17 protein-coding genes are annotated in these 12,408 nt (G+C 63.9%); all 17 read left to right on the top strand.

Going from position 1 to position 12,408, the window contains the following annotated elements:
* Nucleotides 1–2 precede the first annotated feature (2 nt).
* The 17 genes from RKE25_RS22265 (at nucleotide 3) to RKE25_RS22345 (ending at nucleotide 12,380) form a co-directional block, all read left to right on the top strand.
* Nucleotides 3–362: a hypothetical protein gene (locus RKE25_RS22265; RefSeq protein WP_311842590.1), complete on the top strand. Its 360-nt coding sequence runs from the start codon at nucleotides 3–5 to the stop codon at nucleotides 360–362.
* Between the two features lie 73 nt (nucleotides 363–435).
* On the top strand, nucleotides 436–1,017 hold the full coding sequence (locus RKE25_RS22270; protein ID WP_311842591.1) for a hypothetical protein: 582 nt from the start codon (nucleotides 436–438) through the stop codon (nucleotides 1,015–1,017).
* 147 nt (nucleotides 1,018–1,164) lie between these two features.
* Nucleotides 1,165–1,848: an alpha/beta fold hydrolase gene (locus tag RKE25_RS22275; protein ID WP_311842592.1), complete on the top strand. Its 684-nt coding sequence runs from the start codon at nucleotides 1,165–1,167 to the stop codon at nucleotides 1,846–1,848.
* A 133-nt stretch (nucleotides 1,849–1,981) separates the two neighbouring features.
* The gene (gene dnaN / locus RKE25_RS22280; RefSeq protein ID WP_311842593.1) at nucleotides 1,982–3,085 is read left to right on the top strand and encodes a DNA polymerase III subunit beta; all 1,104 of its coding nucleotides are present in this window, start codon (nucleotides 1,982–1,984) and stop codon (nucleotides 3,083–3,085) included.
* A gap of 13 nt (nucleotides 3,086–3,098) precedes the next feature.
* A complete protein-coding gene (locus RKE25_RS22285; RefSeq protein WP_311842594.1) occupies nucleotides 3,099–3,923 on the top strand; it encodes a hypothetical protein in 825 nt (274 codons plus the stop codon).
* A 2-nt stretch (nucleotides 3,924–3,925) separates the two neighbouring features.
* A complete protein-coding gene (locus tag RKE25_RS22290) occupies nucleotides 3,926–4,342 on the top strand; it encodes a hypothetical protein (protein ID WP_311842595.1) in 417 nt (138 codons plus the stop codon).
* Between the two features lie 45 nt (nucleotides 4,343–4,387).
* Nucleotides 4,388–5,146 carry a hypothetical protein gene (locus tag RKE25_RS22295; RefSeq protein ID WP_311842596.1) on the top strand — a complete coding sequence of 253 codons (759 nt, stop codon included), beginning with the start codon at nucleotides 4,388–4,390 and terminating at the stop codon, nucleotides 5,144–5,146.
* Entirely contained in the window at nucleotides 5,133–5,309 is a 177-nt protein-coding gene (locus RKE25_RS22300) for a hypothetical protein (protein WP_311842597.1), read from the top strand. The genes RKE25_RS22295 and RKE25_RS22300 overlap by 14 nt, the downstream gene beginning before the upstream one ends.
* 255 nt (nucleotides 5,310–5,564) lie before the next feature.
* Nucleotides 5,565–6,377 (top strand): hypothetical protein, encoded by an 813-nt coding sequence (locus RKE25_RS22305; RefSeq protein WP_311842598.1) that lies wholly within the window; start codon nucleotides 5,565–5,567, stop codon nucleotides 6,375–6,377.
* Nucleotides 6,378–6,488: 111 nt separating this feature from the next.
* Entirely contained in the window at nucleotides 6,489–6,803 is a 315-nt protein-coding gene (locus RKE25_RS22310) for a hypothetical protein (protein ID WP_311842599.1), read from the top strand.
* A 328-nt stretch (nucleotides 6,804–7,131) separates the two neighbouring features.
* Nucleotides 7,132–7,962, top strand: a complete 831-nt coding sequence (locus RKE25_RS22315) for a hypothetical protein (protein WP_311842600.1) — start codon at nucleotides 7,132–7,134, stop codon at nucleotides 7,960–7,962.
* 96 nt (nucleotides 7,963–8,058) lie between these two features.
* A complete protein-coding gene (locus tag RKE25_RS22320; protein ID WP_311842601.1) occupies nucleotides 8,059–8,256 on the top strand; it encodes a hypothetical protein in 198 nt (65 codons plus the stop codon).
* Between the two features lie 30 nt (nucleotides 8,257–8,286).
* On the top strand, nucleotides 8,287–9,471 hold the full coding sequence (locus RKE25_RS22325) for a recombination-associated protein RdgC (protein WP_311842602.1): 1,185 nt from the start codon (nucleotides 8,287–8,289) through the stop codon (nucleotides 9,469–9,471).
* 23 nt (nucleotides 9,472–9,494) lie between these two features.
* Nucleotides 9,495–10,409, top strand: a complete 915-nt coding sequence (locus RKE25_RS22330) for a hypothetical protein (protein ID WP_311842603.1) — start codon at nucleotides 9,495–9,497, stop codon at nucleotides 10,407–10,409.
* On the top strand, nucleotides 10,402–11,028 hold the full coding sequence (locus RKE25_RS22335) for a hypothetical protein (protein ID WP_311842604.1): 627 nt from the start codon (nucleotides 10,402–10,404) through the stop codon (nucleotides 11,026–11,028). The genes RKE25_RS22330 and RKE25_RS22335 overlap by 8 nt, the downstream gene beginning before the upstream one ends.
* 614 nt (nucleotides 11,029–11,642) lie before the next feature.
* Entirely contained in the window at nucleotides 11,643–11,987 is a 345-nt protein-coding gene (locus RKE25_RS22340; RefSeq protein ID WP_311842605.1) for a hypothetical protein, read from the top strand.
* A gap of 102 nt (nucleotides 11,988–12,089) precedes the next feature.
* Nucleotides 12,090–12,380 (top strand): hypothetical protein, encoded by a 291-nt coding sequence (locus RKE25_RS22345; RefSeq protein WP_311842606.1) that lies wholly within the window; start codon nucleotides 12,090–12,092, stop codon nucleotides 12,378–12,380.
* Nucleotides 12,381–12,408: the final 28 nt, after the last annotated feature.

The following is a 12,408-nucleotide window of genomic DNA, read 5'->3' on the forward strand; positions in this document are numbered from 1 at the left end:
TCATGACCGACAGCTCGCCCCTCGCGAACCGAGAAACATTGGACATTGCGGCTGCCTCGCTTGGCATCTCTTCGTCCACGCATGCGGGCGACGCCGGCGCTGACCTGATCCCTCGCGGGCCAGTCGTCATCAACGGCATGCAGCTTGCCACCATCCGTGCTGCCATCGCGTGGTACGCGCAGAGTGGGTTTGGGGACCCTGACCAGCGGCCTGCTGACATTCACGAGCTGGCCACCTTCGATGGCTCTGTCGGTGATTCCCTCAACGAAGTGGGCATCGCGGAGCTTGAGTGCGCGCTGGACGACGCGTCTGCGATTCTGGTTTTGCCAGGCAACGAACCCGACGGCTCGCCCACCCTTTGAAGCGACTTATGGCGCCAGGCGCTGTACCCCGTTCGCGTTCGTTCTTTGCCGCCGCGAGCTGGCGGAGAAGCTGATGCCAACCATCACGAAAGAGATCCGCCGCATGCGCCGCACACGGATTGCTACCACATCCCTTCTGATCGCACTGCTTTCGTCATCGGCGCTAGCTAGTGAGCTGCGCGTCGAGGTCTCCCGCGACGCTAAGGTGATCGCGACGGCATCCAAGCACGTCGAGGTTGGCGAGAGCATGTTGATGGATCTCACCACACCCTTCGCCGCAGTCGCTCGTTGCGCAGCACGAGGGGAGCGGCAGGCCAAGACCGACGGGTTGGGTCACAGTGGTTTGAAGGTGACGGTCACCCCGGGCAGTTCGAACGGGGCATTGCTCACGACGGCGATACATGTGGAGAGCGCGGAGCTGGTCGAGCTGCTTCCGATGACGGCAGGTCCGGTCAGGACGACGAAGGTTGCGGTGGCTGAGCCGTGCAAGGGCCAGACGCCCGCCATGCTGAAGTGGGACGCCGCAGCGGCATTCGATCTCGCGCCCGGCAAGCCGCAGCAATTCTCGGTGGGGCCAATGACCGTGACCGTCACACTCGTCGGCGCGGCACCTGAGGCGCCCCCGGCGCGTGAACCCGAAGCGCAGGCGATCTGATCTGCGTTCGCCCGGGGAAACCCCCTCGCGCAACACGTCCCTTTTGCATGACCAACGTTGCGACGCGACCCTACCTTGCGAGGGTGGTCACGGGGTGGGCGGATGCCTGCGGGAATGGCCTCGCGAGACACAGCCTTGGAACCAGCCATGCTTGAGCCGACACTAGCCCATCGCCCGACGGTTGTCCTGATCCCCGGTCTCCTGCGGACTGCGTCATCGCTATCATTGCTCGCCGAGCGACTGACGCTGTGCGGTTACCGCGTGGCGCGCTTCGACTACAGCCGCACGGAAAGGCCCGGGGAAGTGGAGCAGCGGCTTCAACGCGCGATCCTCGACCTGGACGCCGGGGTTCACCTGATTGGACACAGCTACGGCGGACTCATCGCTGTCGGAACGTGCCAGAGCCCGGAGGTCGCCCGGCGCATAAAAGGGGTGCTCTGCTTGGGTACGCCACTTCGCGGCAGCAAGACCGCACAGCGGTTGCGCGCGCACCGGGCGGGCAAGGCACTGCTCGGCGTTGCCGGTGGATATGTCAGCATCCCGCTCCCCTACCCACGTGTCCCAGCTGAGGTCGTGATGATCGCCGGGGAGCGGGGCCGTGGCCCTGGGCTATTGCTTGGCAGTCTCGGTACGCGAAATGACGGAACGGTAGATGTCGCCGAAACAGCATGGCCAGGTCTGAAGGAGCACATCCGCCTGCCCGTGACCCACAGCGGGCTGCTGCGCGACAAGCGGGTGGCGTCGCATGCCGTTGCCTACCTGCGCACAGGTTCGTTGCTCGGCCTGGCCACCATCGCCGATGAGCAGAACGAACAGCCTCGCGCGGCGTAGCGGGGGAGTGTCGGGTGCGGACATGGAATACATCGTGAGATTCCAGAGCGCAAAGGCAGTGCACTTTGCGGCCGATGTTTGGGCGCGGGTGCCACGGGCTACGTTTGGCTCACCGACGCACTGAGGAACGACCATGCACTTTCGCACTTCCCGCACCGCCTTGCTCCGCGTGCTCACCGCCGTGTCCGGCGCAGCACAGCGCAGCGCGACCATGCCGATCCTGCAGAACGTGCTGGTGGAACTGAAGGGCCAGGCCGTTCGTCTAACGGCGACCGACACCGAGGTCGAGATTCGCAGCATCGGTGAAGTTACCGAAGGCAGGGAGGATGGAAGCATCACCGTCCCGGCCAAGAAGCTGATGGACATCGTGCGTGCGCTGCCGGACGCCAATGACCTGACGTTCAAGGTGGACAAGGAGAAGGTGGTCATCACGTCGGGCCGTGGGCGCTACACCTTTGCGACGCTGCCCGCGACCGAATTCCCCACGACGCCCAAGATCGGCGACGTGGTCAAGATCGAGGCATCCGGCAAGGAACTTCGCCGCCTGATGAACCGCGTGAGCATCGCCATGGCCAGCGGCGACGTGCGCGCCTACCTCAACGGGATGCTGCTGGAAGTGCGCGGCAATCGCCTGCGCTGCGTAGCCAGCGACGGCCACCGCATGGCCATCGCTGAAATGACCCTGGCCAAGCCCGCTGCCACGGAATACACGGGCATTATCCCGCGCAAGGGTGTCGGTGAGATCATTGGCGTGCTGCCCGAGGACGATACCGTCGTCACCGTCGAAGCGGCGACGAACCATGTGCGTGTCGTGGTGAACGGGACCACCGTGTGCTCGCGTCTCATCGCAGGCACCTTCCCCAACTACGAGGCGGTTGTTCCGTCGGTTTATCCGGGCGATCTGGTGGTGGAGACGTCGGTGCTGCGCGAGGCCGTCCGGCGCGCCGCGCTGCTCGCGAACAGCAAGTTCCATGGGATTCGTCTTTCCCTGAAAGGCGACACCGTGCGCCTGCTCGCGTCGCACGAGTCGCAGGGCGATGCCTATGAGGAAGTCGTCGTCAAGACCGATCTGGCCGACATCGAGTTCGGCGTGAATTACCAGTACCTGCAGGCGGCTCTTGAAGCCATCGACGGCGACGACGCGCGTATCCAGCTTCGCGACGCGACGACCAGCCTGCTGCTCACCGGGGCGGGCGACAACAGCGTGCGCCACATCGTGATGCCGTTGCGCATCTGAGGAGTTGAAAGGCATGTCAAAGGAAGCAGAAGGAGCCGGCGTGCGGCGCGCCGGCAGTCGCAAGTTGGCAGTCTGGCTCGCGGGCGGTGGCGTGGTTGCTGCGCTCGCACTGACCATCAGCTACCCGCTGGGGCTGCGCGATCTGCTTGCCAACCGCGCAGCGGATAAGCAGTTGGGTGCAGCGATGAACGCCATCCCCGAGGGCTCTGACCCGTGGGAGGCGTTCCTTGCGCTGCAACGCGCCGAGCGGGAGGCGCTGGCCAGCACCGGGGCGAAGGCTCCCACGAGTGAGCGCCTCGTCACCGAGAAGGAAAGGCGTTGGCTTGCCAGCGCGCTGCAGCAAGGTAACGAAGTGGCGATCCTTGCAGTGGTCAGCGATCGGGGTCGCGACGGAAGCGGGGTGATCTTCCGGCCCGAGCGATTCACCATTGACCGGGCGATGCTGACGGAGCGCGTGCTGTCTGCAGCGGACGCGGCGGCTTCTCGCGAGTGGGATGCGCTAACGATCTCGGATAAGTGGATGCTGAGGGCGGCGGGACGGCTGTATGTCGAGGGGATCGCTCGACCTCGTGACCCAGCGCGGGCGCTGGCCCTGTTCACCAAGTCGTGGCAGGCGGGCGACACGTTGTCCGCACTCGATGCCGCTCGTGTTTTGCGCGAGAAGGGCGACAAGGTCGAAGCGTACCGCTGGGCACTGCGTTGCACCGGACCTTGCCGGCCGGCGGACTTCAACCTGGCGCTGTACCAAGAAGGACTGACGCCGGCGCAAATCGAAGACGCGCGGCGCGATGGCGCGCCGGCAATTGTAGATCACCGCAACGACTCTCATGGAGGCTGACCGTGGACACCTTTGATCGGCAAGTTCAGGCCATCGACAATCCGGATCAGTCCGTCTTGCCCGGCTTCACGGTAGCCGAGATGCGCGAACACATGGGACCGCGCGCTGCGGTGTCTTTGGACGACCTGGGAATCCAATCGCTCGAAGCCCTCGGCGACGTGCTGAACCAGATTCGCTACCTGGCTACCACGCGATCACCGCAGGCGTTTGCGCAGATCGAGATCCTCGCGGGCGCGATGTGCAAAACACCACGCCTGCTGGCCGATGGCTCGCCATTCGGTACCGCCGGCACCATCGAGCTCGAACTCGCCGCCGGGCGCCGAGCGTTGGCAATTGGTGTTGGCCACGCGCCCCCCCAGTTTGTGCGTCTTCACGAGGCCCTCGATCGTGACGCGCAGGTGGCCAACAGCCACATCTGAGTCCCCGGGCTTGCGGGCGAAACGTGACTGCAGGAGATCGTTAGAGTGGGAGAGATCCAAGGAACCGTGCGGCTCGCTGCCGTTACCAAAGCTGACATTTCCGTCGCGGAAGCGCTGCTGGACATGCTCCGCCACCTGGGGCGTGACCTGATGCCGCCGGCCGACGGCGAAGCCACGAACGGAAGGCAGATCGATTACAACGACAACGACCAGCTCCAGTTGATCGTGAGCCGTTTGCAGGCGTTCGACGAGGACCATCGCGGCGCGCTGGAGCGAGTCATCATGGGGATGTCAGTGCTTGTCGAGAACGAGGTGCTTGACCCAGGCACGCGGACGCTGGAGTTGCACCCAACGTCGCTGTTGGGGCAGGACGTCGCTGCGCGGCTATCTGCCATCCTCGAGCGCGCCGGCCACGAGGGTGGAGCTGACGTCGACGCATTGCTCGGTCGCGTCGAGTCGATGTGTATGGGAGACCTCGACGTCATCAACATGCAGAGCAAGGCACTCGCGGCCCTCAAAGCGCAGCTGGAGCGCGCGCGCACGGTGGCGGAGGCCTTCGGGCCAGGCGGAGCGCAAGCAGGGTTCGAGCAGTGGGTCCTCGAGGAGTTCGCTGGCGGCGATACGGAGCAAGCCGCCGAGCTGCTCGCGCGTCACGGTATCGAGTTCGCCGACCGAGAGATCGACACCGCGTGGGACGCATGGGTCCGCGCGTGCGAACGCGTCCTGGATGCGCTCGACGCGGAGGAGACAGAGACCGCAGCGGCGCTGCCCGAGGCGGTGGGAGAGGCCAATGCCGTCCTTTGAGCGCTCACTACGCAGCCTGGCGATCTACGCGGCCTCGACGCCATCACAGCGGATCTATCGTGCCGGTTACCACGATGGTCTGGATAGGGCACGGCGCGAGGTGGCCGCCGTCGCCCTGCTGATTGGTGCGGTCGCGATCGCCGTCCAGCTGGCCTTGCCTTAGACATGCAGCGAGTTGGCCTAATTCCCTGTCGCGTCCTGGGCGGACGGAGTCCGAGAACGGGGAAGCCCGTCGGCGAACGACACCGGTGGACGGGCGGCGCCTGGGGCGTCGGGTACTGCGACTTCTGCGGACACTCGCTGGATCAGGTGAAGAGGAAGGGCGACAGCATCAAAGGTGTCGCGAAGACGAGATAGCGCAGATCTTTGCGCGACGCTCCAGAAGGTGACTATTTCCCGGTCCCTGCCGGAGAAAACCATGTTCGAACACCTCTACGACACCGCTGACCTGATCCAGCGCGAGTTCGACCGCGCCGCCGGCGCTTACCGTGTTCTGTTCGCGCAGGCCCACGAGGCGCGCGAGTTCAGCTATGACCGCCTTCCCCTCCAGTTCGCACCCTTTCATTCGACTCTGTACAAGCTCGAGCAAGCATGGACCAAGATCGGTCGCGAATGTATGGACGTCGTGATTGACCTGGTCGCGCGCGCCCTCGGCGGGGGCACAGCTCTCGAGCTACCCGAAGCGAAGGATCTGCTCAGCGACTTCTTCGACGAGGAACAGTTGCCGGTGGAGAACTTCTCTTGCCGCGCCATGGTTGATGCGCTGCTTGCGCTCTACGGACACGATGCTGACGCCCTGCGCCTGCAGCAGATCGCCGATCGCTTCGTCGGGGCGTTTCGGCTCAGGGCGGACGAGGTTCCCGCAACGCGCGCAGGCGCGGTGGTGCTCAATGTCTCGATGTGGCTCGACTCCATTGCCCTGAAGTTCAACCGGCGACAGGAGTACAGCAACCACGACGATCTCGCAAAGGCTGCGTTTGCGATGGCCGAAGTGTTGGGCGAACTGGATGCTGATCTAGTCCCCCAGGTGGCCAGCCAAGCAGCGGCCGTGGAGCGGGTGGGGCGCCAGAACCAGTGGCAGCCGGTGCGCGACCTGTACGGCCCAGTCGGCCCCGTCGCCATCAAGGCCTACAAAGGCAAGGTAGAGTTCCTCGTCCCGCAGGCAACGGCCCAGCGCCTCAATGTGTTTCTCAGCCAGCACGCCACCACCCTTGTTCGGAAGGTTGCGTAAGGTTTTTCCTACAGAAAGGTTGGTGTAGGAAAACCGCAGGAACGCGCGTAAAATTAGCATTTACTTGCCGATTGGATGGACCCTGTTAGGTAGGGATGGGTCCGAGCGTTAATGAACACCGCCACCCAGACCGCCCCCTTTCCATTCCCCATTCTGCTCGCGGCACTCGTCGCTTCGCTGCTCGGCGTTCTCCTCATGCATAGTACCGAGGGTTTCGTCGTGCAGGCCTGGCGCAATTACGCGGCGTTCAACTGTACGCAGGGCGGCTCGGGTGGTCGATTTCTTTGTGACGACGGCTACGAGTACACGGTGAGAGCCAACGCAGTGCCCACCGAATACGTGATGCACCATCCTGAGGTCGAGCGCCAAGCGCGTGCAGCCGAGATCGAGCGGATCGTGAAGCTGCTTGAGATCAACACCCACTAACGCGACCACATTTGGACGCGCTCCCCATCGGGCTTAGGTTGGAGTCGTGGCAGGGAGCCGCCACCCGCAAAGGGTGACCCAGGAAGGGTATAGGAGGCGCAACCGCATGGATCGCGGTTCGCTGGTGTCGTTGCCGTCAGGACGCGGCTCGCCATCAGTGCGAAGGGAATCGGCGCGTGTGACCAAGGAGGGCCGCTAGGAACATGACCCGCATCGGTAGGACGCCGGTGCGGGTTTCTTTTTTCCGCAACACGCTGTCCTTTCGGGCTCATCTTTGCGTGCGTGATGCTCGTCCTACGGTTTGGTCTCCGCGAATCGAGACCTCGCCATGTATCGCACTGAAGAAATCCTGCCCGCTATTGACGCGCGCTTCGCGGAACTGCTGCGCCGAGCGGACGACCTCGACAAGGACTGGGCGCACATTGAAGGGATGGTGTACGACCTGCTGCGCGCGCTCGATGCCTCGACGGCTGTAAAAGCCGCGCACTACTCACCGATGAGTCGAGGAGACGGGCTGAGCGAAGGGCGCCGGAACCTCGTTCGTCGCGTGGTGGCCATTGTTGCCAAGCACCTTTCGGTGGCAGGCGTTTCGCTTGATATCGACAGTGGGCCGATCGTCGAACACTTTCTCGGATTCCGGCGTAGCTGGGAGGAGCACAAGCGCCCGGAGTTTTCCTGCCGCGCAGTCATGCTTCACACGCTGGATATCTACCAGGACAAGGCGGACGTGCTAGTAAGAAAGCAGGCCGCGCTGAGCTTCGCGCACGCCTTCGGCCTGAAGCACCAGAAGAACCAGGAGATGAAGGGGTGTGCCCTGCTGGAGATCAACGCAGGCGTTGACGTCTACTGGCGCCCGGCGCGCTTCACCACCTCGACACAGGGTCGGCTCACGACCGCCCTGCTCGCGCTGGGCGCTGCCATCGCCTTGACTGACTCCATGGGCAGCGGCACGGCAGCGTTGGCGGAGGCGGAAGCGCTGATCGCCGAGCTGAGCGCAGCTAACTGGGTGCCCGAGCGCAGCTTCCGTGGCCACGCTTATGGCGTTGAGGTGCGCCTCTTCCAGAGCTGCATCAAGTTCCTGGTGCCGCGCGCGACCGTGGCCAGACTTAACGCGTTCGTGAGCCAGCACGCCCCCGAATACTTCCAGGAGCCCAAGTAGTAACCCGACCGGAAACGCAGCGAGGCAGTCGGGGCGTTTCTCCGCGCCGATGCCAGGCTGGCCCTCGAAACTGTAGCGATGATGGGAAATCAGCCAATGTCTTCAGACGACATCAAAGCACGCCGACTCGCGATGATCCGCCAGGCCGCCGGCGAGAAGCCGCAAGCGCACACGCGCCGTCCGGGCACGGGCAAAGCGCGCGGCCCCGCGGTGGTCATTCCGCCTCGGTTCTCCAATCGGCACCGCGCGTTGAGCAACACCAACTTCTCGGTGATTCACGACGGCTGGCGTTGAGTCAGCCCCAACGTCTGCCATGGAGGCACGATGTACCCGAAGAACGTAACCTTGTTTCGCTTCTCGGACGCGGTGTCGCAGGATCTTAAGCGCCTCGCCGAGGTTGCACCCGAACATGCGCTGCGCGAGCTGGGCCCGCTGGAGATGGCGACGAGTGGCTTTGTAGCCCCGGCGCGCGGTGGCGAGCTGTTGTGCCAGGTCAATGGCAACCCGCTACTGGCCATTGGCAAAGATTCGCGCCTTCTGCCGACCGCGATCCTGAATAGAGAAGCGGATAAGAAGGCCCTGAAGATTGAAGCGGAAGAGTGCAGGCCACTGGGTGGGCGTGAGCGCCGGCGGATCCGTGACGAGGTGCGCGATACGCTGCTCCCCACGGCCTTGGTTAAGCACGACCGCACTTACGCCTGGCTCGATCGCGTTCGCGGCTATGCCTGCATCGACTCAGGGAGCCGCAAGTCGGCAGAAGACTTGCTCAAGTCTGTTCGAGAGGCGCTCGGATCGTTCCCCGCTGTGCCGCTGGCGCCGACGAATCCGGTGCGTCTGATCCTCACTAACTGGCTTGCTGGCACCGAGCTACCGGCGGACTTCACATTGGGTGACGAATGTGAGCTGCGCGACGCGGCGACTTCGACTGGCCCGATTTGGAAGGGCCGACGTACGCCTTTGGACTCGGAAGAAGTTCGCGAGCACTTGCGAGCCGGAAAGCATGTCGCCCAGCTTGGCCTCTGCTTCAGGGGTCGAATCGAATTCGTGATCGACGAGGCGCTGGTGCTGCGCAAGATTCGCTTTACCGAGCTGGCGCTGGGCGATCTCGACAGTACGTCGGCACAAGACGCAGTGTCCGAGTTGGACGCCCAGTTCGCACTCTTCCAAGGAGAAATCGGGGAGTTGCTGGACGCCCTGGATACCATATTCGGCCTGCCGCGGCCGACTGAAGGCGAGGTCGTCGACCAGGCGATCCGTCAGCGAGAGAACGGGGAGCTTCCATTTGCTCCAGGGACCGCGCCGGATGATCTCGAAGGTGCGAAGGAAGATGCCCGTCGCGCGCTTCGGCAGAGCAAGCACGTTTCGATCTCGCTCCTGCAGCGCGTACTGCGGATTGGCTACAACCGGGCCGCACGCGTGATGGAAGCGCTGGAGCACGAGGGATTCGTCTCTCCGGCTGATTCGTCTGGCCGCCGGCACCTGACCGGCGCGACGCCGGCAATTCACTGAAACGCCCCAATAGGACCGAACGAATGAACATCCGCAACTCGGCGCTGCTGCTGGCGTGCATGTTGGCCATGGCTGGCTGCAAGCAGGAGCCGCGCATCGTCGTGACGGGAAAGCAGACGCTAACGGAAGCAATCGACGCTGCGGTTGCTCGCGCGCCGAAAGAGCAGGCGGCCGAGGTGAAGCGCTATCGCGACCTGTTCGTCGATGCGTATATCAGCCATCCCAAGCCGGAGCTTCCGGACCCGACGGCCGTGGAGGGCATGACCCTGTCGCAGTTCTCCCGCTTCACGCAATCCACCCTCAAGGGCGTGCCGGGCCCGCTGAGGCCACCGGCGGATCCCCCTGGCACGGTTCATCCGATGCTCAACACCGGCTACTTCGCGAGCCTGAAGCTCGACAAGGAACTTCTGGAGAATGCGCGGGATGCATCGCGAGACAAGGGCCTCTACACGGTTGACCAGTTCGAATGGCCTCGTCCCGCGTTCGTGCCGCCGCCGGACGGGGCCTACGTGATCGACGACCATGCCACGTTCGCAGTCAACTTCGTGAACCACACGACCTTCGACGTATACGGACCCGTGTATCACCTGACGATCAGCAATCAGGAGACTGGCGACATCCTCTTCGACGATGACCTGAAGATGGACGACAAGACCGCCATTCCCCCCGAGACACCGGTCCTGCTTACCTACACCTGCTGCAACATCGCGACCGATCCTCTGCTCAATCAGCGCCTGAAGAAGCTGCCGCCGAACGCCAAGTTCGAATGGCACCTCATCTCGGTGATGGACTACACGCGGCGCAACATGCTGGACACCGCGCTGTTCACAGACGCGCGATACGAGCGCCTGAAGCAGGTGTCTAAGTGCATCGATGACATGGACAAGCGCCTGGAAACCTGGACCCCAGAGAACGCCGCCGAGGGCTGTCATGAGTAAGTGGAGAGCGTGGACAAAGCAGGACAGTTACTTCGCTCTCGGCCTCGCCGCGAGCGTGGTGGTCTGGGCCATCCCTTCGAGCCTTCCCTATGCGCTGCGGCTGTTCTGTGGATTCTCGGCAGGGGTCGTGCTTCTCTGCTGGTTCATCCGGCGCCAGGCACGTGGAGCGGGTGTGGTGAGCGCCCAAAGTACGCGGCGCGACACTCCGAGGTCCTTGCTGGCAAGCGTTGCAGGACGCAGCCTGGTGTTGCTCCTTCTCCTCGCCGAAATGACCCTTGTGAGCCACGGGTTCGGAGTGATGCTCTGGAGCTGGCTGGTGGCCGGTCGTTCTGGCCCTACGCAGGTCGCGACGTGTCGCGGGCAGCGCGCGCTTAAGTGGCTGGGTCATCTTGTGGCGGCGGCGCAGTTCGCCGCCGTGGCGTTGGGTGCCTACCAGACGTTCAATGGCGGCCCGCCGGAGCCATTCAGCCTCCAGACGTTCGCCGTGCAGGGACTTGGCCTGGTGGTGGCGGCCGCGATCGACCCCATCTGTCGCCGGCGCTTTCCGATCAGCGGGTTCGGCCGCCTGACGGAGTACGCGCCCGTTGCGCTTCCCCTCCGTACTCCCGCGCGGCGCTGAGGCATCAATGAAGACTTTGCCACTCCGTTCTTGCCTCGATTGCCGGTGGCATGTCGACTATGGAACAGCATCCCTTGATGGCGGTGTACGCCACGTGTGCACCGAGGAGACGGTGATCCTGGCGCAGCACGGAAAGTCGCGAGTGGACGAGGAGCCCACACCGGTTGGCCCCGTTTCGTGTGACTTGGCCCGTCGGTTCAGTGATGACGCGGTGTGCGGGCCTCGTGGTGAGCGCTGGATGCCGATCGATACAGCGGAGGCTGAAGGAGCATGAGCGGCCGCGCATTGAATCTAGCGGCGGTTGCTGTGCTGCTCTTGGCTGCTTGTCAGGGGCCTGAGCGCGATGACGGAGCTTCGGTGCTCGTGGTCAACTCAAAAGCCGACTCGTGCTCCACGCGGACAGGTGCCCGTGCAACGTGCCCGGACGGGTTTCGTGTCAGCAGAGGCGGGTATCGCCTGGAGTCGTGGGACCAACTCGCCAAGGGCGGTCGCGTCGAACCGGTGGTCAACGAGGAAGACGCCAACGGTTGGCATGTCATGGGCGGAGGCCCTGTGGGCACCGCCTGTTTCTCCGCGTTCGCGGTCTGCGAGCGCTGACAACGAAGGAGTATTGGATGGAACGCCGCGCAGCAAATTTTGAACGCAGCCACCTTTTGCAACGAACCAGAAGCGCGCATCGGCGCGTCGAAGGCGCTCTGGCGATGGCTGTGCGCCTCACCGATGATCCAGACAAGACCGCGCGCCTGGCGCGTCAGTACTGCAAGCCGTGCCACTACGAGGAGCGTTTGGCTGGCCAGGCCATCACGAAACAGCCGTGTGCGAGCTGCGGCACGCCGCATACGTATTCGAGCACGCTGACCGACGATCTCTGCCTGCAGTGTGCGCGAAAGCACGAGCTCTGTAAGCGGTGCGGTGGGGACATCGAGATCCGTACCGATCGTACGGACTGGCCGGTGTAGTGCCGACGGCTCAAGCGATCCGAGACCGCGCCGACATCCTCTGAGTAGGGATGGGGAGAGCGGTGACTGGGCGGGAACGCGACTATGCGCTCGAGTGAAGACATGAGTACTGAGAACGTTAAAAAGAAGAGCCTTTGGTCGATGATGAGGACCGGCGATCTGCGCAGTTGCGTCAAGCGCGGCAAGAGGAAGATCGCCATTGGCGCCATGTGGGTCGTAGGCTTCGTCCTGTTGAACGCCTGGTGCGCCAACCATCCCGAGCAAACCATATTCGCTCCGTTCTTCCATTGGCTCGCTGCCGTTGCGGCAATCGGGTTCGGCGGCCTGCAGCTGTCGTTCTGGTTGGGAGGGCTGCGCGAGATTCGCGGTGAGTTGGCCACCCGGAGCGACTGAGCCGGCGCGCGGCCTCTGGGGCGACGCG

The sequence above is a fragment of the Dyella sp. BiH032 genome, assembly GCF_031954525.1.
Taxonomy (GTDB): domain Bacteria; phylum Pseudomonadota; class Gammaproteobacteria; order Xanthomonadales; family Rhodanobacteraceae; genus Dyella_D.

Coding starts and splice junctions, on each gene's coding strand:
- RKE25_RS22320 (WP_311842601.1), top strand. CDS start 8,059: ATGTCTTCAGACGACATCAAAGCACGCCGACTCGCGATGATCCGCCAG.
- RKE25_RS22345 (WP_311842606.1), top strand. CDS start 12,090: ATGAGTACTGAGAACGTTAAAAAGAAGAGCCTTTGGTCGATGATGAGG.
- RKE25_RS22275 (WP_311842592.1), top strand. CDS start 1,165: ATGCTTGAGCCGACACTAGCCCATCGCCCGACGGTTGTCCTGATCCCC.
- RKE25_RS22325 (WP_311842602.1), top strand. CDS start 8,287: ATGTACCCGAAGAACGTAACCTTGTTTCGCTTCTCGGACGCGGTGTCG.
- dnaN (WP_311842593.1), top strand. CDS start 1,982: ATGCACTTTCGCACTTCCCGCACCGCCTTGCTCCGCGTGCTCACCGCC.
- RKE25_RS22315 (WP_311842600.1), top strand. CDS start 7,132: ATGTATCGCACTGAAGAAATCCTGCCCGCTATTGACGCGCGCTTCGCG.
- RKE25_RS22340 (WP_311842605.1), top strand. CDS start 11,643: ATGGAACGCCGCGCAGCAAATTTTGAACGCAGCCACCTTTTGCAACGA.
- RKE25_RS22300 (WP_311842597.1), top strand. CDS start 5,133: ATGCCGTCCTTTGAGCGCTCACTACGCAGCCTGGCGATCTACGCGGCC.
- RKE25_RS22335 (WP_311842604.1), top strand. CDS start 10,402: ATGAGTAAGTGGAGAGCGTGGACAAAGCAGGACAGTTACTTCGCTCTC.
- RKE25_RS22330 (WP_311842603.1), top strand. CDS start 9,495: ATGAACATCCGCAACTCGGCGCTGCTGCTGGCGTGCATGTTGGCCATG.
- RKE25_RS22265 (WP_311842590.1), top strand. CDS start 3: ATGACCGACAGCTCGCCCCTCGCGAACCGAGAAACATTGGACATTGCG.
- RKE25_RS22310 (WP_311842599.1), top strand. CDS start 6,489: ATGAACACCGCCACCCAGACCGCCCCCTTTCCATTCCCCATTCTGCTC.
- RKE25_RS22285 (WP_311842594.1), top strand. CDS start 3,099: ATGTCAAAGGAAGCAGAAGGAGCCGGCGTGCGGCGCGCCGGCAGTCGC.
- RKE25_RS22270 (WP_311842591.1), top strand. CDS start 436: ATGCCAACCATCACGAAAGAGATCCGCCGCATGCGCCGCACACGGATT.
- RKE25_RS22305 (WP_311842598.1), top strand. CDS start 5,565: ATGTTCGAACACCTCTACGACACCGCTGACCTGATCCAGCGCGAGTTC.